This is a genomic window from Psychrobacillus sp. BM2 (assembly GCF_048572895.1).
GTDB lineage: Bacteria > Bacillota > Bacilli > Bacillales_A > Planococcaceae > Psychrobacillus.
This window is the reverse complement of sequence record NZ_CP183878.1, coordinates 2,516,144-2,538,067: the sequence shown is the minus strand read 5'-3', so window position 1 is coordinate 2,538,067 and position 21,924 is coordinate 2,516,144. Positions and strand designations below refer to the sequence as shown.

Sequence of the window (21,924 nt, the reverse complement as noted above, 5' to 3'; positions counted from 1 at the left end):
ATCTAAAGGAGTAGATACAATTGTCGATGTTATATAAAGAGCTACAGCCAGCAGATTTGTATATGATTCGCTTACCATATTCTTTATCAGATTATGATCGGCAATTGTTGACTTTGTTTTATCAGCCGTTGGTTGGAGCAGAAAGCATTAGTTTGTATTTAACACTTTGGGCAGATGGAGAACAAAAAAACAGTGAACGTTGGTCTCACTATCAATTGATGAATGTTCTTGGGATGCCAATAGGTAAAATTTTCCACGCCCGTCTAGCTCTAGAAGCAATCGGTCTACTACGTACATGGAAAAAAACAATGGATGAAGGAAGTATATTCCATTATGAGCTTGCAGCGCCATTAGATGCCGAGTCTTTCTTAAAGGATCCATTATTATCCATGTTTTTGCTCAATAAAATAGGCGAAAATGCGTTTAAACAATTACGTAATCGATTTATCCAAAAATCCAATTGGAATGATGGTTTCACAGATGTTTCCAGAACTTTTATTGATATATTTAAACCATCTACCAAAACAAATAATACTGTATCTTACGATGACGATTTTGAATCGAAGGAAAGAAAATCTTCTGTCCCTTTTTATTATGATGAATTTGATTTTTCATTACTTCAAGAAGGTCTTTCTGAGCAATTAGTACCTAAATCAGCGATGACAATAGAAGCGAGAGAAGTAATTGCCAAACTTGCTTTTTTATATAAATTAAACCCTGTGGAAATGCAAAAAGTAGTTATTCTTGCGTTAGATGACGAACTGCATCTGTCAGAAGCAAGATTAAAAAAAGCGTGCTCGGATTATTATAAGCTAACTGTTTCTAAAGTTGCACCTGTAATTGAGAAGATTGAAAAGAAAGTTGTGCCTGTGGAATCCACCGAGCCTTTAACGAAGGAAGGTGAGTTAATACATTATTTAGAAACAACGCCTCCCGTAACTGTATTAAAGGATATTGCAAATGGCAAAGAGCCAATCCTTGCAGATGTTCAGTTAGCGAACCATTTTGTAACTCACTTCAAAATGCCTATTGGAGTCGTCAATGTTTTGTTACAATATGTATTACTACGTACAGACATGAAGCTCACGAAAAATTATGCGGAAAAAATCGCTTCCCACTGGATGCGGAAGGATGTCAAAACAGCCAAAGAAGCAATGGAGCTTGCTAGGAACGAACATGAACAGTATGTAAAATGGAAAAATGAAGGCTCTCCACAAAAAACATATACCAAAAAGCCGACACGAGAGGAAAAAGTGCCTGATTGGTTTTATAAAAAAGACGGAGAAACAAAGAAATCAACAGGCAGTACTACAAATGGAATTCAAAATATCGATGAAGAACGTCAAAAACTATTAGCAGAACTAGGTATGTTGAAAAGGTAGGTGGCATAAGTGGAACGTATAAATGAAACCCTAAAAAGAGTTGTATCACCTGAATTTACTACGCGACTAAACGATATGAAGAAGGAAGTTTTAGAAAACCCAAGAGTGCAGAATTTTCTAGAGGAAAACGCTTCGGAGATCAATAAGGAGATAGTCGATCGTAGTTTGAGTAAGTTATATGAATTTATCTCTCAATCTCATGATTGTGGCTCTTGCCCATCGCTAGATCAATGTAATAATTATATGAAAGGGTATGAGCCTAAATTAGTCCTTGATCGAAACTTGATAGACAATGATTTTATTCGTTGCAAACGAGGCATTATTGAAGATGAGCGTAGGAAAGTTATTTCTATGATTGACAGTATTCATATGCCTAAAGAGGTTATGGAAGCTAGTCTTGCAGGAGTGGACTTAGAGGATGGCAGTAGAGTTGTTGCAGTTCGAGCAGCTAAAGACTTTCTAAACGAATGGGAACGTACAAATGTACTACCGGCTAAAGGGTTGTACATATACGGTAAGTTTGGTGTAGGTAAGTCTTATTTACTCGGTGCTCTTGCAAATGAGTTGGCTGCAAGACATATTCACTCTGTAGTAGTATATGTACCCGAATTTTTAAGAGAAATGAAACAAGCAATACAAGACCATTCCCTTTCTGAGAAGATTGAATTTGTGAAACGTGCTCCAGTTCTTATGTTAGATGATATAGGAGCTGAGATTATGTCTAGTTGGACGAGAGATGAAGTCTTAGGAACAATTTTGCATTATCGAATGTCAGAGCAACTACCAACTTTTATGTCCTCTAACTTCAACTATGATGAGTTACAGCATCACTTGTCTTTCACACAACGCGGGGAGAAAGAAGTAGTAAAAGCTGGACGAATCATGGAACGAATTCGAGCTCTTACGACACCAATTGCTCTTCAAGGGAAAAACTGGAGAGAAAGTTAAAGAATAAGAGAGAGAGAGCACGAAAAAATTGAATTTCGCTTGCAAATGGATATTTTGTAAAGTATAATCATTTCCATAAGAATAAGTAAATGCAATGAAGAGGACAACAATCAGTTTGTACGACTTTAAGAGAGAGAAGCCTTGGCTGTAAGCTTCTTAAGAATCGGCAATCGATTTACCGCCTCCGAGCAGTAATTGTGAATTTTATATAGCAATTACCGGTCACCGGCCCGTTAGCCGATGCAGAGCTTCGTCTATTTCATTTATCATTACTACAAGTAATGGATAGGCAGAAGAAGGGTGGAACCACGACTTGAACCTCGTCCCTTTTTAGGGATGGGGTTTTTTTATTGTTTTTTAAATGTCTAGCTCCAGCGCCCAGCCCCTCGAGGTCGCTTCAGTCCCTCGGTTGAAAGCGAAGAGAATGCTTTCAATTAGGCCCTGCAAGCAGCTGTCGGGGCAAAAATGGGCGCTTGCGCTTTTCTTATTATAAAAGGAGTGTTGAAAATGGCAGAAATTATTAAATTGAAATTTCCAGATGGAGCAGTAAAGGAATTCCCTGTATCGACAACTACAGAAGAAATTGCTCAATCGATTAGTCCTGGATTACGTAAAAAAGCACTTGCTGGAAAACTAAGTGGAGTATTAATCGACCTTAAAACACCAATTACGGAAGATGGAGATATCGCAATAATTACTCCGGAATCCGACGAAGCGCTAGAAATTTTACGCCACAGCTCGGCACATTTACTTGCACAAGCAGTTAAACGTCTCTTCAAAGATGTTAAATTAGGTATTGGGCCAGTTATCGAAAATGGTTTTTACTACGACATTGATTCTCCAGTACCAATTACTGCAGAAGACTTACCATTAATTGAAAAAGAAATGAAAAAAATTATTAATGAAAATATTGAAATCATTCGTCATGATGTTTCACGTCAAGTTGCTTTTGATAAATTTAAAGAGGATGAATACAAAGTAGAACTTTTGGAAGCAATTCCTGAAGGAGAACAAGTTTCTATTTATGAGCAAGGGGAGTTCTTTGACCTTTGCCGTGGAGTTCATGTTCCATCTACAGGGAAACTTAAAGAGTTCAAACTTTTAAGTATTGCTGGAGCTTACTGGCGTGGAAATAGTGATAACAAGATGCTTCAACGTATTTACGGTACTGCATTCTTCAAAAAAGATGAGCTAACACATCACTTAAATATGCTAGAAGAAGCGAAAGAACGTGATCATCGTAAGATTGGGAAAGAGCTAGATTTATTTACAACTTCTCAAAAAGTAGGACAAGGCTTACCTCTTTGGTTACCAAACGGGGCTACTATCCGTCGAGTTATTGAGCGTTATATTGTAGATAAAGAGCTTAAACTTGGCTATAAACATGTCTATACACCAGTATTAGGTTCGAAAGAGCTTTACGAAACATCTGGTCACTGGGATCATTATCAAGATTCTATGTTCCCACCGATGGAAATGGACAACGAAACATTAGTGCTACGTCCAATGAACTGTCCACATCATATGATGGTGTTCAAAAACGGTATGCATTCTTACAGAAACCTTCCGCTACGAATTGCTGAGTTAGGTACTATGCATCGCTATGAAATGTCAGGTGCAGTATCAGGATTACAACGTGTTCGCGGAATGACTTTAAATGATGCGCATTTATTTGTACGCCCAGATCAAATTAAATCCGAATTCCAAAAAGTTGTAGAATTAATCATTTCGGTTTATAAAGATTTTAACTTAGAAGACTACTCATTCCGTCTTTCTTATCGAGATCCTGAAAACAAAGAAAAATATTTTGATAACGATGAAATGTGGGAAAAAGCACAGAGCATGTTAAAAGAGGCAATGGACGAACTTGGTTTAGATTACTTCGAAGCAGAAGATGAAGCAGCATTCTACGGTCCAAAATTAGATGTTCAAGTGAAAACAGCAATTGGTAAGGAAGAAACTTTATCGACTGTTCAACTAGACTTCTTATTACCAGAACGCTTTGACTTAAACTACATTGGAGAAGATGGAAAGCATCATCGTCCAGTTGTTATTCACCGCGGAGTAGTTTCTACAATGGAACGCTTTGTCGCATTCTTGATCGAAGAGTATAAAGGTGCATTTCCAACTTGGTTAGCTCCTGTTCAAGTTGAAATCATTCCAGTTTCCAATGAAGTACATTTTGAATTTGCTAAACAAATCGAAGAGCAATTAGTAGCAGCTGATTTCCGAGTTGAAATGGATGATCGTGAAGAGAAGCTGGGCTATAAGATTCGTGAAGCACAAATGCAAAAAATTCCGTACATGCTCGTACTGGGTGATAAAGAGCTAGAAGCAGGAAATGTAAACGTTCGTAAATACGGAGAACAAAAATCAGAAAGTATTCCTTTTGCGGAGTTCTTAGAACGTTTGAAAGAAGAAGTAGCACATTAATAGATTTAGTGTTGACATGAATGTATCAACATGCTATAGTTATTAAGGTTATTGAATACAAGTTTGCGGTATAAGAAGAGGCTGCCCGCTTCTCACCTGTTTGACACCTAAAAGTGTTGTTGACTGGTAAGCATGTGATCGACTGTAACATGTAGTTTTCTACATGTACTCATATCGGCGGGCAGACATAAAACATATGTCTGTCTGCTTTTTTTATGGATCAAAAACGGTGTAACTAATTCGTTTTTACGGACTTTATGCCCAAACCATGTATTCGCGACACTATTTGGAGGTGGATCATTATTAGCAAAGACATGTATGTAAACGATGGCATTCGAGCACGCGAACTACGAGTTATTGATCAGAATGGCGATCAATTAGGATTAAAAACACGTAACGAAGCACTTGAAATAGCAGGTCGTGTAAATTTGGATCTTGTCCTTGTGGCTCCTCAAGCCAAGCCACCAGTCGCTCGTATCATGGACTATGGTAAATTCAAATTTGAGCAGCAAAAGAAAGATCGTGAAGTTCGTAAAAATCAAAAAATCATCATAATGAAAGAGGTTCGCTTGAGCCCAACAATAGATGAACATGATTTCCAAACGAAATTGAAAAACGCGATAAAGTTCCTTGAAAAAGGAGATAAAGTGAAAGCATCTATTCGATTTAAAGGTCGTGCCATCACTCATAAAGAGATTGGACAACGAGTTTTAGATAGATTTGCAGAAGCTTGTACGGAAGTATCCACTGTCGAGTCAAAACCGAAAATGGATGGCCGTAGTATGTTTTTAGTGCTTGCACCAAAAAACGAGAAACAATAAAGAGTACAATTGTTTAGGAGGAATTCGACATGCCGAAAATGAAAACTCACCGTGGAGCTGCAAAGCGTTTCAAAAAAACCGGAACTGGAAAATTAGTACATGACCGTGCTTTTGGAAGCCACTTATTCGCTAACAAGTCTACTAAAGCTAAACGTAAACTACGTAAATCTAAAGTAGCATCTTCAGGCGATTACAAACGTATCAAAACTTTATTAACTTACATGAAATAATAACAGATAGCAGGAGGTAATGAATCATGCCACGCGTAAAAAGCACACCAGTAACTAAACGTCGTCGTAAAAAAGTTTTAAAATTAGCAAAAGGTTATTACGGTTCTAAACATACATTATACAAAGTTGCTAACCAACAAGTAATGAAATCATTCATGTATGCATACCGTGATCGTCGTAACAAAAAACGTGATTTCCGTAGACTATGGATTACACGTATCAATGCGGCAGCACGTATGAACGGTCTTTCGTATAGCCGTTTAATGCACGGATTGAAGTTAGCTGAAATCGAAGTTAACCGTAAAATGTTAGCTGATCTTGCAGTAACTGATACTCAAGCATTTACACAACTTGCAGATTTAGCTAAAAAAGCAATCGTAAAATAATTTAAGTTAAAAAAGCTGATAGAGATTCTATCAGCTTTTTTTGTACAGGGAGCCTACAATATGACAAATGTTATTCTTGTTTTCATATTAATCATGTCTATTATTGCTTTTTGTGTAATGGGTTACGACAAATCACAGGCAAAAAAACATGGCCAACGTATATCAGAAAAAACCCTTTGGACACTTGCGATTATGGGTGGGGGAATCGGTGCGTATGTTGGAATGCAATTATTTCGCCATAAAACGAAGCATACAAATTTTCGAGTAGGATTTTTAATGTTACTGATTTTATATGCATTTTTAATATTTTACATATTCACAACAGACAGTTCTATCATTGCATAGGGTTGTCTTTTTTATGAAATCGGAAGTATATAAAAATGACCTGTGAACACTGGGTCTGCAGAATTAAAAATGAATAATCCTGATGCTTTCCGTGGGGTCTTCGCCTAACGCTTTCCCACTGGGGTCGCCACCTTGCACTACAATCAATTATGTGAGTAGTCCCCCTTATTAGATTTGGCAAAGCATATCGATTAGATATTAAGATTAGTCCAAGTTATCTTTTTACTAGTGGAAATAAAGGTAAATAGTAAGTGTTTGACTCATAAAGAAGCGAAATAGCGAACGAAATTGCATCTTCGAGAGCTTTCTTTATGAATAGGATAGTAGCTTTTCTCTAGTTATCCAAAAACGCACTTACCTCTTTCTAAGCGTTGTATGAGGGCGACGGACAGACAAATGCCATAAAATTACCGAAAAAAATGATGCTGGTTGGTGTGACGGACGTCATAACCAACCAGCATCATTAAAAATTCACGCGGTAATCATATAACAACAGGTCTGTTCAAAGCTCTTCGAAAACGATAGAAACGAGTTTTGATCTTAAAGGATCAGGCGTCTTTTTACCCGGTTGTTCTTATACTCTAAATGCAACTTAGAAACAAACCTTAACTAAATTAAAAGAAGAAATCTTTAAAAATACACAAATAAAAAAGCTTGTTTTGATCAAAGATTAATCAAAACAAACTCTTATAACGTAGATTGATTATTTCTATATTTCTTCATCAACTATATCCTTGCACTTCAAAATTATTGTACTTACATCTCTAAATCAGTGAATGCGTAAGGTAGTAATTCTCTTAAAGTCAATTCTAGTATATTTTTCTTCTCATTTGTTAAATAAACTGGCATATCAGGTAAACAAAATTCTGCTAAAACTTGTCTGCAAATGCTACAAGGTGGAAGAAAATCTACCGTATTACCAGCGACAGCTATAGCTTGGAAATCACCTTTTTTATAACCATTTGCTACTGCCGTAAAAATAGCCGTTCTCTCAGCACAATTAGTTGCCCCTAATGAAACATTTTCCACATTTACTCCATTAATTATAGTACCATCTGTTAGCAATAATGCTACTCCAACTGGGAATTTGGAATAAGGTACATATGCTGATTTTTTCATATTGCGTGCACTTTCCATTAACAGTTCTTTATTCATATTATCCATCCTCTTTCATATAAGAATGGACTTTTCAAAGTCCCCTTAACGCCAACGTTTTATTGGCAGGACTTTTAATATAATATTTTACAAAGCGTATGTCAACATTGAAAGTATATAATTTTCACGCTAATTAGTAAATAACCTTACTTTTCACTCGTCATCCTGCATTAATTGCTCAATAGGACTTTTCCAGTTTATCTTTGCATCTGGATAATTCATTTTGATTTCATTTTGTAAAAAACGTAAGTCTTCTTTTGTAAAGCCTTGAAGTTTAGCTGGATCCTTTGTCCATATGAATATAGAAACGACTTCGAAGGCTTGATCGGTTGTACCTAAATATTTTTCGCCTTCAAATAGGGCACCTTTGTACGTGATAAAGAAGTTTTTACGAACATTTTTTATCTCATCATAATAATAATACTGTTCCTTTTCGTATGCCTCATCTAATTTGCGCTTAGGGTCAAACAAGTAGCGAAGAATTTTATAAAAAACGTATATGATTAGTGCCAAGATAAGCAATCTTAATATATAGAACATCTCAAATGTCCTCCTTGTAAAATACATTGTACTTGCTATACGATAGAGGAGGTAGTTTGGTTTCAAAATAAATTAAAATATTTGGAGGAAATAATGAATTTACATAAACTTTTTACGATGCAGCGAGCTTTAGACCAATATATCCAATCTAACAAGCAAATAACGCAGGATGTTTTTGTTAAAAAAGGGTTGGCACTTATAGTTGAACTTGCAGAACTTGCGAATGAAACGAGATGCTTTAAATTCTGGAGTGACAAGGGACCATCCGAACGAAGTGTTATTTTAGAGGAGTATGTAGATTCTATTCACTTTATATTATCACTTGGTATTGAGAAGGGTCTTCAGGATTTACATGAATGGCCGTTTGAAAGCATGGAGAAAGATTTAACGACGCTTTTCCTTGATACCAATAAATCCATCTTAGCATTTTTAGCTGAACCAACTAAAACTCATTACGAAAAAGTGTGGATAATGTATGGTGCAATTGCAGAAAAACTTGGCTTTAGTAGCGAGGATGTCTTACGCGCGTATATTACCAAAAATGAAACGAATTATGAACGACAAAAAAGTGGTTATTGATTTTGATTGAAACTTTTTCACATTCAAGCCGTAAAAATAACAATACCTATTAGAATGGCGGTGTAATCTATGAAAAAGTTCATATAAAGTCTTGGATTCAACCAAACGGAAATTTTTTAGTAAATGAGGTATTTACATATTATTTCGACGGATCCTTCTCTAATTTGCGTCGTTCTTTCCCCTCGGATCATGGGGGAAATGTAGAACAATTTTATGCATATAAATTAGACCAACTAAACTTGGTACCAGGGTTTATTGATCAGGCTATGATGACTCCATTACAAGTGACACAAGATAACAACACGTTTTATACGAATTTAGATATACGTGAACAGCAAGTATCGTTTTTATATACATATACGCTAAAAAATAGTGTCATTGCGTATGACAAATACAACAAACTGGATGTTGTGTATTTTGAAGAAGGGGATGCACATGATCAGGATTACTTTGATGTAACAATTGATTATATTCTTCCAGAAACAACTGAAACAGATAGATTTGAAGGAGTTTTATATAATAAAGTAAAAGGGGAAACAGAAAAAAATACTTTAGGTATTCGATTTATCAGTCATAGATCCAAAGCATTTACTGAGACGAAAACTAGTTTAGTATTTCCTGCAGAGCTAATATCTTTATCTGGAAAGACTAAATCACCGCTATCCTATAAAGCGGCTTTGACTAATGAAATAAAAGAACAAAAAAATTGAAATAAAAAACTGTCCTATATGGATACAATTATCTCCTTCATACCGAAAGTCTCATTTGGGATGTTAATCATTATTTCCACTTCATCGGATGGAGGAGGTTATTACTCAGGAGGTTCATCGGATGGTGGTGGAGACGGCGGAGGCGGAGCAGGGGCCGATTAACGTGTTTTTAAATTCAAATTTTGAAAATGTCATTAATTTAGAATATAATTAAATTGTACATATATTTAGGAGGTCGAAATAATGTCGAAGCTAGATGAAACATTAAAAATGTTAAAGGATTTAACAGATGCAAACGGGATTCCTGGTAACGAGCGTGAACCAAGAGAAGTGATGGAGAAGTACATTGCACCTTTTGCAGATAAAATTGAATACGACAATTTAGGCAGTCTGATTGCAGAAAAAGTTGGAGACGCGAATGGTCCTAAGATTATGGTAGCTGGACATTTAGATGAAGTCGGCTTTATGATCTCCAGAATTGATGACAAAGGGTTTTTGAGCTTCCAAACTGTAGGTGGTTGGTGGTCTCAAGTAATGCTTGCGCAACGAGTAACGATTGTAACACGTAAAGGAGAAACGATAACTGGTATTATTGGTTCGAAACCTCCTCATATACTATCTGCAGAAGCTCGTAAAAAAGCAGCAGATGTTAAAGATATGTTCATTGATATAGGCGCATCCTCGAAAGAAGAAGCAATGGAATGGGGCGTATTACCAGGAGATATGGTAGTTCCTTATTTTGAGTTCTCCGTAATGAACAACGAAAAACTACTTTTAGCAAAAGCGTGGGATAACCGTATTGGCTGTGCAATCGCAATAGATGTATTAAAAGCACTTAAAGGTGAAAACCATCCAAACATAGTTTACGGAGTAGGTAATGTCCAAGAAGAGGTTGGCCTACGTGGTGCGAAAACAACAACTAATAAGATTAAACCAGATATCGGCTTTGCGGTAGATGTAGGAGTAGCTGGAGACACTCCAGGTATTACTGCAAAAGAATCGACAAGTAAAATGGGTGAGGGTCCACAAATCGTATTATTTGATGCATCTATGGTTTCCCATAAAGGTTTACGTGATTTTGTAACTGATACTGCAGATGAGCATAATATACCTTATCAATTTGAAATGATACCAGGTGGAGGAACTGATGCAGGTTCTATGCATATTTCCGTAAATGGTGTTCCTTCATTAGCTATTGGGGTAGCAACTCGCTATATACATTCTCATGCAGGAATCTTGCATAGAGATGATTATGAAAACACCGTGAAACTAATTGTAGAAGTTATAAAAAAATTAGATCGTGATGCGGTAAATAAAATTACATTCGATTAAATACTAGCGTTTAAAGGATTCTAAGCATTATGTCCTTTAAACGTTTTATTATTTAAAAAAATGTATATAAATCCACTTGACTTTATATTTATTCAAAATTATAATTGGTATTACATAAATATACGGAAAAAGGAGTTTTTATAAATGAAGTTACTTGAATGGGCGAATTTAAAACTAGTGGATAGTTTAAAGGGGAAAGACTTATTGACGCTTTTAGATTACTCAAAGGAGGAGATAAACGACTTAATACAGTTGGCAGTAGCATTGAAGACGTTGACGAAGGATGGAAAATGTCCTCCGTTACTAGAAGGCAAAACGTTAGGTATGATTTTTGAAAAACATTCTACCCGTACAAGAATCTCCTTTGAAGTAGGTATGAAGCAATTAGGTGGAAATGGTATGTTCATGAATGCACGTGATTTACAGATTGGTCGCGGTGAATCTGTATACGACACAGGGCATGTATTATCCGGTTATCTAGATGGAATCATGATTCGTGCGAATTCACATGAAATGGTTAAAGAGCTTGCCGAGCATGCTACTATTCCAGTAATAAATGGATTAACAGATATTTTTCATCCATGTCAAGCACTTGCAGATATCTTAACGATTCATGAAGTAAAGGGTCACACTTCTGGACTGAAGCTTGCATATATAGGTGATGGCAATAATGTTGCGCATTCACTAGTTATAGCCGCAGCCTACATGGGAATGCATATTTCCGTAGCAACTCCAGTAGGCTATGAAGCAGAAGTGCAAATACTAGAAAAGGCTAAAGCTATTGCGCTAGCAAATGGCGGCTCTTTGTTTGTTTCTAATGATCCTGTTGAAGCAGCTGTAAATGCAGACGTTGTGTATACAGATGTATGGACGTCAATGGGGCAAGAAGAGGAAGCAGCTAAACGACTTGCTGATTTTAAAGATTTCCAAATTAATGATAAATTAGTTGCAAATGCTAAAAAAGATTATATGTTTTTACATTGTTTACCAGCGCATCGTGAAGAAGAAGTTGCAAGCTCTGTAATTGATGGTCCAAACTCATATATTTTCCAACAAGCAGAAAATCGCTTGCATGCACAAAAAGCAGTGCTTGCATCAGTCATGGCTTAAATTAAGTATCAACAAATGGAGAAGGCAGGGTTTGCCTCTTTGTTTGGAATTATATATACAATGTGATGTCGTTTATCAAGATGGATAACTTCATCACTACATAGGAAGAGTGATTCGGGAGACGCTGAATCACTCTTTATTACTTTAAAAGACTGTCCATTAGTCGATTGTTTCGACGAGTAATGCAGTCTTTTTTAAAGAATAAGAATGCACATTAGTGGAAATAAAGAGAAATAGTAAGAGTTTGCACTATAAAGAAGTGAATAGCGAACGAAATTGCATCTTCGAGAGCTTACTCTAGTAATAGTTAGTAGCTTATCTCTAGTTATCCAAAAATGCGCTAACCTGTTTCTAAAAGTTGTAGAAGGGTAAAGGACAGACACAAGCCATAAAATTATCGAAAAAAAGGGATGCTGGTTGGTTGTGACGGACGTCACAACCAACTAGCATCCCTAAAAATTCAATCGGTAATCATATAGTAAAACATCTGTACAAAGCCCTTCGAAAACGAAAGATACAGGTTTTGAACTTAAAGGACCGGGAGTTTTTTACTTGATTTTTCTTGAGCAGTACTTATGTCAATATGTGCCTTAACTTACTAATAGGTATAAACAATTTCTTTTTACTCGCCAGAACCTCCAATATTTACAATCTTACGTGGGTTTAATATATTATTTGGATCAAGAGCTATTTTTATTTTTTCCATCACCTGTAACGCTGCTCCATGCTCTAAAGCTTGGTATTTTGTTTTGCCGATACCAACACCATGTTCCCCTGTACAAGTTCCGTTACGATCTATAGCATAATGAACAATTTTCTCATTAAAACTGTCTGCCTTGGCAACTTCCTCAGAATCATTCATATCAATCATTATTATTGCATGGAAATTACCATCTCCTACATGCCCAGTAAGTCCGCCAATAAGACCACTAGAATTTAATTCTTTACGTGCAAATACCACGGCTTCGGCTAGTTCGGAGATAGGTACACAAACATCAGTAACCATCATTTTTTTTCCCACATTCCCGTGGATATAAGCATATGCTAGGTTATGTCTTGCGTCCCAAAGCTTAGTACGTGCTGTATTATCCGTTTCGAATTGGATTTCTTCGCAGTCATGATCTTCCATTATTTCTTTTGTAAACTCTATATCCTGTTTTAAGCCTGCTTCATTGCCGTCAAATTCCAAAAATAATGTTGGTCTTTCCGAGTAATTCATATCATTATAATGATTTACATGACGGATTGATTCCTCATCTACTAATTCTACTCGTGCGATTGGAATACCCGCCTGTAAAACGGAGGTAACAGCTTCTACAGCATTTTGAACTGTAGGGAAGACCGCTCTTGCTGCGGTAGTAAATTCAGGTATACCATATACTCTTAATGTCAGTTCGGTAAAACAACCGAGAGTCCCTTCAGAACCAACAAATAATCCATTTAAATGTAATCCTGATGCTGATTTTGCTGCTAAGCTTCCCGTGTGGATAACAGTTCCATCTGCAAGGACAACCTCCAAATCACGAACCTGATCACGCATCACTCCATATTTAACTGTTGTTGTTCCACTAGCATTTGTAGCAGCCATTCCACCAAGTGTTGCATCTGCTCCGGGATCTACAGAGAAGAATAATCCATATTTTTTTAGCTCTTTGTTTAATTGTGTTCGTGTTACACCAGGTTGCACCTTTACAAGTAAATCAGTTTCTCGGACCTCCAATATTTTATCCATTAACGAAAAGTCTATAGTAATCCCATTATCATGTGGAATTATATGACCTTCTAAACTGGAACCGCGCCCAAAAGGAACAACTGGAATCTGAAAATTATTGGCTAGTTTCATAATTTGACTAACCTCACCCGTGTCTTTTGGAAAAACAACTATGTCGGGAAGACTTGCTTCATGATATGACTCATCTTTACTATGTAGTTCTCTTACAGTTAGATTCACTGATATTTGTTCATCAGTTAATAGTTTTTTTAATTCTAGTACTATATTATCAATGGATATACTCATATAATTCGCCTCTTTAATATTATGAAATGTATTAGATTTTTTTAATAATTCTAATAAAACAATTATAAGCAGTTATGTTAAAAAGGTAAACTTATATTATGTATATTATGGATATAGTATATTGGACGTTTTCTAATGGTTTTACTAAAATGCTATGCTAAAGGTAAAGGTTGTTTTAAAATGCACATTAATAATGAGCTAGGAAATGTATCTCCATGCTCATTGTATTTTGAAGTTCGTTTTTTTACTAAAGCACCAGTTAGTTCAATAAGAAAAAAGGAATTGCAGCAGCAATCCCTTCATCTCCAATCAAATTAGTTAATTTTTTACTTAAAGTTAAAAATTCCCTTACCAGTTTCCATATTAATAGGCAATGAGGAATGTTCATGAACTATTACCCAAGATTCATTCACTTTTTTTAAACCATATGTGAACCGATTTGTCATTTGACGAAGTTTCTCACCAGATTCTTCTTGGTGAGCAGCAAATGTTACAGCACAATGAACAAATGCGAGATATGAATCTTCTTCAACTACTAGATCATTAATATCAACTTTTAGTAAAACACCATCCTCACTCAATCCATTAAACCACTCTACTACACTTTCCTTCCATGAAGAAATACCCTTACTTTCCCAGTTCCCCCAGCAATCATAAAGATGCATTTCGGGAGCATACATGGATAAGAACTTTTCAACATCTTTTTCGTAAACCGCTGTTTTGTAATTTTCAAGTACTTCTTGAACTTTGAAAAAACCCTCCGCCATTAAGTGCATCCCCTTTACAAATTTCAGAAATGTAAGAATGTTACTATAGATGAATTCTATATTCAAACATTTTTTCCTTCTTCAACAATGGATTTATGAGATCTACTTGATGTTTTGATAACTTATTCAGCAATCGCGCCCGATTGTTGAATAACAACTTAGCTTTAATTAGGTCGTATTGTTAAACGGAAAACAATACAGAAATTGATACGGTATTAAAAACTTTAGATTTTCCCTTTAAAACTGTTTATATTTTAACATAAATATCCAATTTTAGATGTAGGGAAGTTGAAGTTGTAATAATACCATTTTACGAAAAACCAACTTTTCCTTTAACTTAGCCTATTAAAATTGAAAAAAATCCCGTGAAGAATTTAATTTCTTCACGGGATTCTATCATTTTGCGAATGCAGTGGCCAGTTCACTTAATACAGATTGTTTATTAGATTCGTCTGTCATATTCCACCATTTTTCAAAAAACACGCCTAGCCCAGGTAGCAAATGTTCCTCGCCTCTTTGAATAGCGTCTTCTACTACCCCTCGAATGTCTGTTGCCGTATGACCTTTCATATTAGCTGTGATAGCTTCTCTAATTTGAAAATCCATTTTCATCACTCCTCGTAATTATCTTCCCCAAACTCTCGCAAGCTATACATGATTTTGTTACACTTAAATAAAAAAGGCGGTCACAAATATATGAAACGAATTGAATCTCCGCAAAATTCTTTAGTGAAGCATTGGAAAAAATTATTAAGTGTTAGAAAAGAACGTGATAAAACAGGCGAATTCATCATAGAAGGGTATCATTTAGTTGAAGAAGCCATAAAACAAAAAGAAAATGTACTCACCATCATGATAAGTGATACAGCTGAAGTTCCGGAAAATTGGGATATAGAAAATATTGAAGTTGTAGAAATAAATGACTTGATTAAAAAAGAGCTAGCTGAAACAGAGCATACGCAAGGTATATTTGCGCATTGCAAGCAACAAACTGTGAAAGAGGACGATCAAATTAAATGGAATCGCCTATTATTAATAGATGCTGTACAGGATCCGGGAAATATCGGTACAATGATTCGAACTGCAGATGCAGCTGGTCTAGATGCAGTTATTCTTGGAAAAGGATCAGCAGATGCGTATAATTCGAAAACATTGCGTTCGGCACAGGGATCCCATTTCCATTTGCCAGTCATTAAAGGAAATCTCCATGATTGGGTAGAGGAATTGAAAGAACGAAATGTAACGGTTTATGGTACAGCTTTCGAAAATTCTACACCATATAATGAAGTGAAAAAAGTAGAATCATTTGCTCTAATCGTCGGAAATGAAGGAAGTGGGATTAGTAAAGATCTTCTTGAGCAAACCGACCAAAATATTATCGTTCCTTTGTTAGGACATGCAGAATCATTAAACGTTGCAGTAGCTACGGGAATTCTTTTATATGGACTTACATTAAAATAAATCAGACTTGAAGAAAAATGCGAAAGTCCGTATAATAGATATAATTTGATAGATAAAAGCTGTAATCGGGAAAAGTATATATGATCATTCGAAATGAAGGGATTTTACACCTTGACTGAAAGTGTAAATGGAGAATGCGTATAGAAGTTCACCCCGCTAGCTGCCACCGGGACCAGCAATTGCTGTAAAGGTGTGCCGGTGTAGAGCCGTTAGTCGAATTGAGTGATTGCACTTATTTTTGTGCAATAATCAGGGTGGTACCGCGAAATTAGTCCTCGTCCCTTTTATAGGGGCGGGGATTTTTTATTTTGTGAAACTTTATTCAGCCAAAACATGCTGAATAAAGTTTATGCCTCCGGCGGATGTCACAGATTTTGTAAAGGGGTTCATCGAGAGAACGCGATGCAAAATCTGGACTCAAATACGCCAAGGCGAATTTGATAAAAGGAGATCATAAACATGGAAGCACAACTTCAACAGTTAAAAGAAGAAGTACTACAAAAAATTGAAGCTTCAGAGAGCGTCAAAGAACTAAATGACGTGCGTGTTGCCTATCTAGGGAAAAAAGGACCGATTACGGACCTACTAAAAGGAATGGGTAAACTTCCTGCAGAAGAGCGGCCAAAAATGGGGGCACTAGTAAATGTAGTACGCGAAGAAGTAACTACTGTATTAGAAGCTCGTATGAAATTACTTCAAGAGCAAGCAATTAATGAACAACTAGAAAAAGAATCCATTGATGTAACATTACCAGGTCGTCCTGTGAAGACCGGAAATCATCATCCGCTTACTCGTGTAGTAGAGGAGATTGAAGATTTATTTATCAGCATGGGGTATGAAATTGCAGAAGGTCCAGAAGTCGAGAAAGACTATTATAATTTCGAAGCGTTGAACTTACCAAAAGGTCATCCAGCTCGTGATATGCAGGATTCTTTCTATATTTCAGAGGATATTCTTTTGCGGACACACACATCACCAGTTCAAGCACGTACGATGGAAGCAAAAGAAGGTCAACCGATTAAAATCATTTGTCCTGGTAAAGTGTATCGTCGTGATAATGATGATGCGACACATTCACATCAATTTACGCAAATTGAAGGGCTTGTAATTGGAGAAAATATTCGCATGAGTGATCTTAAAGGTACGCTTTCTGTATTTGCGAAGAAAATGTTCGGAGACGACCGTGAAATTCGTCTACGTCCAAGCTTTTTCCCATTCACAGAGCCTTCTGTGGAAATGGATATTTCTTGCTTTAAATGTGGTGGCGAAGGCTGTAACGTTTGTAAGAAAACAGGTTGGATTGAAATTTTAGGTGCTGGTATGGTCCATCCAAACGTTTTAGAGATGGCAGGCTATGATTCTAAAAAGCTTTCTGGATTTGCATTTGGTATGGGTCCAGAACGTATTGCAATGTTGAAATATGGAGTGGAAGATATTCGTCATTTCTATACGAATGATGTGCGTTTCTTATCGCAATTCCACCGAACAGAAGTGTAAGGAGGAATTTGACATGTTAGTTTCGACGAAATGGTTATCAGAATATGTAAATACACAAGGATTAGATCCAAAAGATTTAGGGGAGAAAATCACCCGTGCAGGTATTGAAGTGGATGCAGTGATTGATCGTTCTCATGGAATGACAAATGTTGTAGTTGGTTATGTGAAAGAAAAAGTGAAGCACCCAGAAGCAGATAAACTGAATATTTGTCAGGTAGATGTTGGGGAAGAAACGACACAAATTATTTGTGGAGCACCTAATGTAGAAGCAGGGCAAAAAGTAATCGTCGCTCGTCCAGGAGCAGTACTTCCAGGCGGTATGAAAATTAAAAAAGCTAAGCTTCGCGGAGAAGAATCGAACGGTATGATATGTTCACTTCAAGAATTAGGGATTGAAGGACGCCTTGTTCCTAAAGCATATGCAGATGGGATTTATATTCTTCCGGATACAGCTGTTCCAGGAGAAAGTGTACTTCCGCTACTAGGCTTAGATGATGTTGTTTTAGAGCTTGGATTGACACCAAACCGTTCAGATGCATTAAGTATGCTTGGTGTGGCTTATGAAGTTGGCGCAATTTTATCCGAAGATATGAAATACCCAGAAGCAACGTACACAGAAAGCAATGAAAAAGCTACAGATTATTTAAGTCTGAAAGTAGATGTAATCGAAGCGAATCCAATGTATATTGCTAAAGTTGTGCAAAACATTCAAGTAAAAGAATCACCGCTTTGGCTACAGCATCGTTTAATGGCAGCCGGTGTTCGTCCACATAATAACGTAGTAGATATTACAAACTATGTATTGATGGAATACGGTCAACCACTCCATGCATTTGACTATGATCGTCTAGAAACAAAGGAAATTGTAGTTCGACTTGCGGATGAAGGCGAAAAAATTGTTACCCTTGATGATCAAGAGCGTACGCTGAAATCCAATCACTTAGTCGTTACAAACGGCAAGGAGCCAGTTGCAATTGCTGGTGTGATGGGTGGAGCTAATTCGGAAGTTCATGATGGCACTACAACTGTTGTTATCGAGTCGGCATACTTTGCAGGTGGATCTGTTCGTCAAACATCGAAAGACCATAATTTACGCAGTGATGCAAGTGCACGTTTTGAAAAAGGTGTCGATCCAAATCGAGTTATTCTGGCAGCAGAGCGTGCTGCTAGTCTTCTTGCAGAGCTTGCAGGAGGAGAAGTGTTGGCGGGTTCTGTAATGGTTGATGAATTAGACAAAACGTCTGCAGAAGTAGTAGTTTCACCTGACTTCATCAATAATCGTTTAGGGATGAAGATTTCCCTAGAGGATATGACATCTATTTTATCTAGATTAAAATTTGACTACCAAGCAGCAAATGGTCTTTTATATATTAAAGCACCAACTCGTCGCCAAGATATAAAAATCGAAGAGGATATAATAGAAGAGATTGCTCGTATGTATGGCTATGATGAAATTCCAATGACATTACCAGTTGAGGAATCCAAACCAGGTGGTCTAACATCTTATCAGGCAAAACGTCGTCAAGTACGTGCCTACTTAGAAGGTGCTGGTCTTTATCAAGCAATTACGTATTCATTAACTTCTAAAGAAATGTCTCAAAAGTTTGCTTTAGAAACTGCTCCTGTAACAGAGTTATTAATGCCGATGAGTGAAGAACGTAGTATCCTTCGCCAAAGTCTAATACCACATTTACTGGAAGCCGTTACGTATAATACAGCTCGTCAAGCGGATACAGTTGCACTTTATGAAGTAGGATCTGTTTTCTTAGGTGAAACGGAATCAGGTTTACCTCATGAGCAAGAACATTTAGCAGCAGTAATCTCTGGTAAATGGTTAGATCATAGCTGGCAGGGAGAGAAAAAAGCAGTTGATTTCTTTGTATTAAAAGGAATCGTGGAAGGATTAATGGAGCTTCTGGGACATACAAATGAACTTACATTTGAACGTGCAGTAGTAGATGGATTACATCCTGGACGCACTGCTTCCATAAAATTAGCTGGAGTAGAAATCGGGTTAATCGCTCAATTACACCCGACTGAGCAAAAAGCTCGTGATTTGAAAGAAACATATGTATTGGAAATGAACTTAGCAAAAGTATTAAACAAAGACGTAGAAGCATTGTATTATGCACCAGTTTCTAAATTCCCGTCTATTACACGTGATATTGCGTTAGTTGTAGACAGTGAAAAAGCTACTGGGGAACTGCAAGCAATTATCCAACTTTCAGGTGGTAGATTGCTTAAAAATGTACATTTATTCGATTTATATGAAGGAGAAAAAATGGAACCAGGCAAAAAGTCAGTTGCATTCTCCCTAACATATTTTGATCCAGAGCGTACTCTTACGGACGAAGAAGTAGTGAACGCGCATAACAAAGTATTAAAAGCACTTGCAGAGCAAGCAGGAGCAGAATTAAGAGGATAATAAATAAGTGTAGAGCAGCACCGATATATGGTGTTGCTCTTTTTTTAAAAAGATAGGAAGTATATAAAAATGTTCCGTGAACACTGGGTTCGTGAGACTTTAAAGAATGAATAATACAGCTGATTTCCATTTCAGGCAATGGAACAGAGGCTAAGGGTCCCATCTTTCACTACAGTCAATTATTGTTTAGTACTCTACAATAAAATTTGCATGCCTATCGTTTAGATGATGAGATTGGTCAAGTTAGATAAAGAAAGAAGATTTTCTTTTATCCAAGAGGAAATGCAGAGAATTAATAAACGTTTATTCAATAAAGAAGCATTGGAGTATGCGCCAGAAATTGTATAATCTGGCGCATACTCCAATGCTTTTATTGCTTTAGGAGAGCTGGAGTTATAATTTTGAAGGCCATCTGAACAACCAAGCGTTGGTCTTAGAAAGCCTTTATAAAAGCATTTTTTCGTTTAAGTGTTATCCATACAATATGCTTGCAATTCTAGTAAGGGATTTAACCTTCTTAAAAACTGTGGGCATAAATACCAATGAATATTAGTGAAAAACAAAAAAATCTTAATAAGTTTTTATCCTAGATACACAAGTTATATTTTTTTAAAATTTAGTATATTCAGAATTTAAAAAAACCGTTATAGCATTTAAGTAGGGGGTACAAATAGTGCCTTTATAATGGTTTTAGTAAGGAGAGGAAATGAGGAATACTAATTTTTTTATCACTCTTCCAACAGAACGTTTTCAACAGTTACCTCAGAAGGGAAAATAAAATAATTTTAACTATTTTTTCATCTTGAAAAATTAGACAGATTTTCCCGTAATTTAAGCATAAGGAATTATTTTTATTAATCTATCAGAAATGAAATGTAAGGGGATACATACTCTTGCTTTTTTGATGGATTAACAAAGAGGAGGAGAAGAAGAAAATGACTAATATATCTCAGGCAACAATTAAAACAGCTAATTTTGAAACTTATTTAAATCGTTCAGGTGAGGGAAATGATGAAGCTATTTTATTCCTTCATGGTTCGGGTCCAGGGGTTTCTGCTATTGCCAATTGGCGCTATGCATTACAAGCATGCAGTGAAAATTATGATTGTTTAGCTCCAGACCTTTTTGGATTTGCTCAAAGTAGCCATCCTGAAATACTTCCCAAAAACAGACAAGGCTGGATGGATCAATGGGTTAACCAAGTAATTGAACTCCTTGATGAACTAAATCTTCAAAAGGTCCATGTGGTTGGGAATTCATTAGGGTGTTCAATCGCACTTGAATTATTGTTAGATTATCCTGAACGATTTGATAAGGTGGTTCTCATGGGACCAGGCGGTACACCAAATACGAAATTAAGTTTTGAATTAGCACGAGCTAAGAATTTCTACGACAATCCGACACGTAAAAAAATGCGTCAAATTATGAGCTGGTTTGTCAATGAGCCAGAAAAAATGGCTCCGATCATTGATGGGGTAATTGAAACCCGCTTTGAAACAGCGATGCGTCCAGAGGTTCAACGTTCAAACGACTCAATTTTTGCGACAGCTACTGTTCCTGTTCCTGAAACTGCTCTTAATCGAATTGAAAACCAAGTGTTACTAGTCCATGGCAAGAATGATCGTGTATGTTCAGTTGAATCAAGTTATTATCTATTAGATCATCTGCTAAATGCACAGCTCCATGTTTTTGGGAGATGCGGGCACTGGACACAAATTGAGAAAAAAGATGAATTTAATGCGTTAATTCAAAATTATTTTGCCGGTAAAATTTAACTACTAAATAG

At 36.5% G+C, this 21,924-nt stretch carries 21 protein-coding genes and 1 other annotated feature; of the genes, 16 read left to right on the top strand and 5 right to left on the bottom strand.

Going from position 1 to position 21,924, the window contains the following annotated elements; translation table 11 throughout:
* Positions 1–26: 26 nt before the first annotated feature.
* From ACN6MX_RS12425 to ACN6MX_RS12395, 7 genes are all read left to right on the top strand, one after another.
* Positions 27–1,382 carry a replication initiation and membrane attachment family protein gene (locus ACN6MX_RS12425; RefSeq protein ID WP_419962617.1) on the top strand — a complete coding sequence of 452 codons (1,356 nt, stop codon included), beginning with the start codon at positions 27–29 and terminating at the stop codon, positions 1,380–1,382.
* A gap of 9 nt (positions 1,383–1,391) precedes the next feature.
* The gene (dnaI, locus tag ACN6MX_RS12420) at positions 1,392–2,330 is read left to right on the top strand and encodes a primosomal protein DnaI (protein ID WP_419959216.1); all 939 of its coding nucleotides are present in this window, start codon (positions 1,392–1,394) and stop codon (positions 2,328–2,330) included.
* 507 nt (positions 2,331–2,837) lie between these two features.
* On the top strand, positions 2,838–4,763 hold the full coding sequence (gene thrS / locus ACN6MX_RS12415; protein WP_419959215.1) for a threonine--tRNA ligase: 1,926 nt from the start codon (positions 2,838–2,840) through the stop codon (positions 4,761–4,763).
* A gap of 299 nt (positions 4,764–5,062) precedes the next feature.
* On the top strand, positions 5,063–5,584 hold the full coding sequence (gene infC, locus ACN6MX_RS12410) for a translation initiation factor IF-3 (RefSeq protein ID WP_419962616.1): 522 nt from the start codon (positions 5,063–5,065) through the stop codon (positions 5,582–5,584).
* A gap of 29 nt (positions 5,585–5,613) precedes the next feature.
* Positions 5,614–5,814, top strand: a complete 201-nt coding sequence (gene rpmI, locus ACN6MX_RS12405) for a 50S ribosomal protein L35 (protein WP_093536914.1) — start codon at positions 5,614–5,616, stop codon at positions 5,812–5,814.
* A gap of 26 nt (positions 5,815–5,840) precedes the next feature.
* On the top strand, positions 5,841–6,200 hold the full coding sequence (gene rplT / locus ACN6MX_RS12400; RefSeq protein WP_419959214.1) for a 50S ribosomal protein L20: 360 nt from the start codon (positions 5,841–5,843) through the stop codon (positions 6,198–6,200).
* A gap of 60 nt (positions 6,201–6,260) precedes the next feature.
* Positions 6,261–6,545: a DUF1294 domain-containing protein gene (locus ACN6MX_RS12395; protein WP_419959213.1), complete on the top strand. Its 285-nt coding sequence runs from the start codon at positions 6,261–6,263 to the stop codon at positions 6,543–6,545.
* 756 nt (positions 6,546–7,301) lie between these two features.
* On the opposite strand, the gene ACN6MX_RS12390 is transcribed toward ACN6MX_RS12395, so the two are convergent.
* Positions 7,302–7,700 (bottom strand): cytidine deaminase, encoded by a 399-nt coding sequence (locus ACN6MX_RS12390; RefSeq protein WP_419959212.1) that lies wholly within the window; start codon positions 7,698–7,700, stop codon positions 7,302–7,304.
* A gap of 153 nt (positions 7,701–7,853) precedes the next feature.
* Entirely contained in the window at positions 7,854–8,240 is a 387-nt protein-coding gene (locus tag ACN6MX_RS12385) for a sigma-w pathway protein ysdB (RefSeq protein ID WP_419959211.1), read from the bottom strand.
* A gap of 93 nt (positions 8,241–8,333) precedes the next feature.
* On the opposite strand from ACN6MX_RS12385, the gene ACN6MX_RS12380 reads away from it, so the two are divergent.
* The 5 genes from ACN6MX_RS12380 to argF all read left to right on the top strand — a co-directional run bounded on the left by ACN6MX_RS12380 (position 8,334) and on the right by argF (position 11,971).
* Positions 8,334–8,819, top strand: a complete 486-nt coding sequence (locus tag ACN6MX_RS12380; protein WP_419959210.1) for a dUTP diphosphatase — start codon at positions 8,334–8,336, stop codon at positions 8,817–8,819.
* A gap of 65 nt (positions 8,820–8,884) precedes the next feature.
* Positions 8,885–9,529: a DUF2207 domain-containing protein gene (locus ACN6MX_RS12375; RefSeq protein WP_419962615.1), complete on the top strand. Its 645-nt coding sequence runs from the start codon at positions 8,885–8,887 to the stop codon at positions 9,527–9,529.
* A gap of 18 nt (positions 9,530–9,547) precedes the next feature.
* Positions 9,548–9,691, top strand: coding sequence for a hypothetical protein (locus tag ACN6MX_RS12370; RefSeq protein ID WP_419959209.1), 144 nt, complete (start codon positions 9,548–9,550; stop codon positions 9,689–9,691).
* Positions 9,692–9,772: 81 nt separating this feature from the next.
* On the top strand, positions 9,773–10,861 hold the full coding sequence (locus ACN6MX_RS12365; RefSeq protein ID WP_419959208.1) for a M42 family metallopeptidase: 1,089 nt from the start codon (positions 9,773–9,775) through the stop codon (positions 10,859–10,861).
* 144 nt (positions 10,862–11,005) lie between these two features.
* Complete coding sequence (gene argF / locus ACN6MX_RS12360) at positions 11,006–11,971, top strand: ornithine carbamoyltransferase (RefSeq protein WP_419959207.1); 966 nt, start codon at positions 11,006–11,008, stop codon at positions 11,969–11,971.
* A 622-nt stretch (positions 11,972–12,593) separates the two neighbouring features.
* Here the strand turns inward: argF and ACN6MX_RS12355 are convergent.
* From ACN6MX_RS12355 to sspI, 3 genes are all read right to left on the bottom strand, one after another.
* The gene (locus tag ACN6MX_RS12355) at positions 12,594–13,988 is read right to left on the bottom strand and encodes an FAD-binding oxidoreductase (RefSeq protein WP_419959206.1); all 1,395 of its coding nucleotides are present in this window, start codon (positions 13,986–13,988) and stop codon (positions 12,594–12,596) included.
* 326 nt (positions 13,989–14,314) lie between these two features.
* The gene (locus tag ACN6MX_RS12350; RefSeq protein ID WP_419959205.1) at positions 14,315–14,755 is read right to left on the bottom strand and encodes a YybH family protein; all 441 of its coding nucleotides are present in this window, start codon (positions 14,753–14,755) and stop codon (positions 14,315–14,317) included.
* 396 nt (positions 14,756–15,151) lie between these two features.
* A complete protein-coding gene (sspI, locus tag ACN6MX_RS12345) occupies positions 15,152–15,361 on the bottom strand; it encodes a small acid-soluble spore protein SspI (RefSeq protein WP_090564172.1) in 210 nt (69 codons plus the stop codon).
* 90 nt (positions 15,362–15,451) lie between these two features.
* Here sspI and ACN6MX_RS12340 point away from each other — a divergent pair, with 90 nt between their 5' ends.
* From ACN6MX_RS12340 to ACN6MX_RS12325, 4 genes are all read left to right on the top strand, one after another.
* Positions 15,452–16,216, top strand: a complete 765-nt coding sequence (locus ACN6MX_RS12340) for a TrmH family RNA methyltransferase (protein WP_419959204.1) — start codon at positions 15,452–15,454, stop codon at positions 16,214–16,216.
* Between the two features lie 52 nt (positions 16,217–16,268).
* Positions 16,269–16,502: a binding site (T-box leader), on the top strand.
* A 173-nt stretch (positions 16,503–16,675) separates the two neighbouring features.
* Entirely contained in the window at positions 16,676–17,713 is a 1,038-nt protein-coding gene (gene pheS / locus ACN6MX_RS12335) for a phenylalanine--tRNA ligase subunit alpha (protein ID WP_419959203.1), read from the top strand.
* A 13-nt stretch (positions 17,714–17,726) separates the two neighbouring features.
* Positions 17,727–20,138 carry a phenylalanine--tRNA ligase subunit beta gene (pheT, locus tag ACN6MX_RS12330; protein WP_419959202.1) on the top strand — a complete coding sequence of 804 codons (2,412 nt, stop codon included), beginning with the start codon at positions 17,727–17,729 and terminating at the stop codon, positions 20,136–20,138.
* A gap of 935 nt (positions 20,139–21,073) precedes the next feature.
* Positions 21,074–21,913: an alpha/beta fold hydrolase gene (locus ACN6MX_RS12325; protein ID WP_419959201.1), complete on the top strand. Its 840-nt coding sequence runs from the start codon at positions 21,074–21,076 to the stop codon at positions 21,911–21,913.
* Positions 21,914–21,924 lie beyond the last annotated feature (11 nt).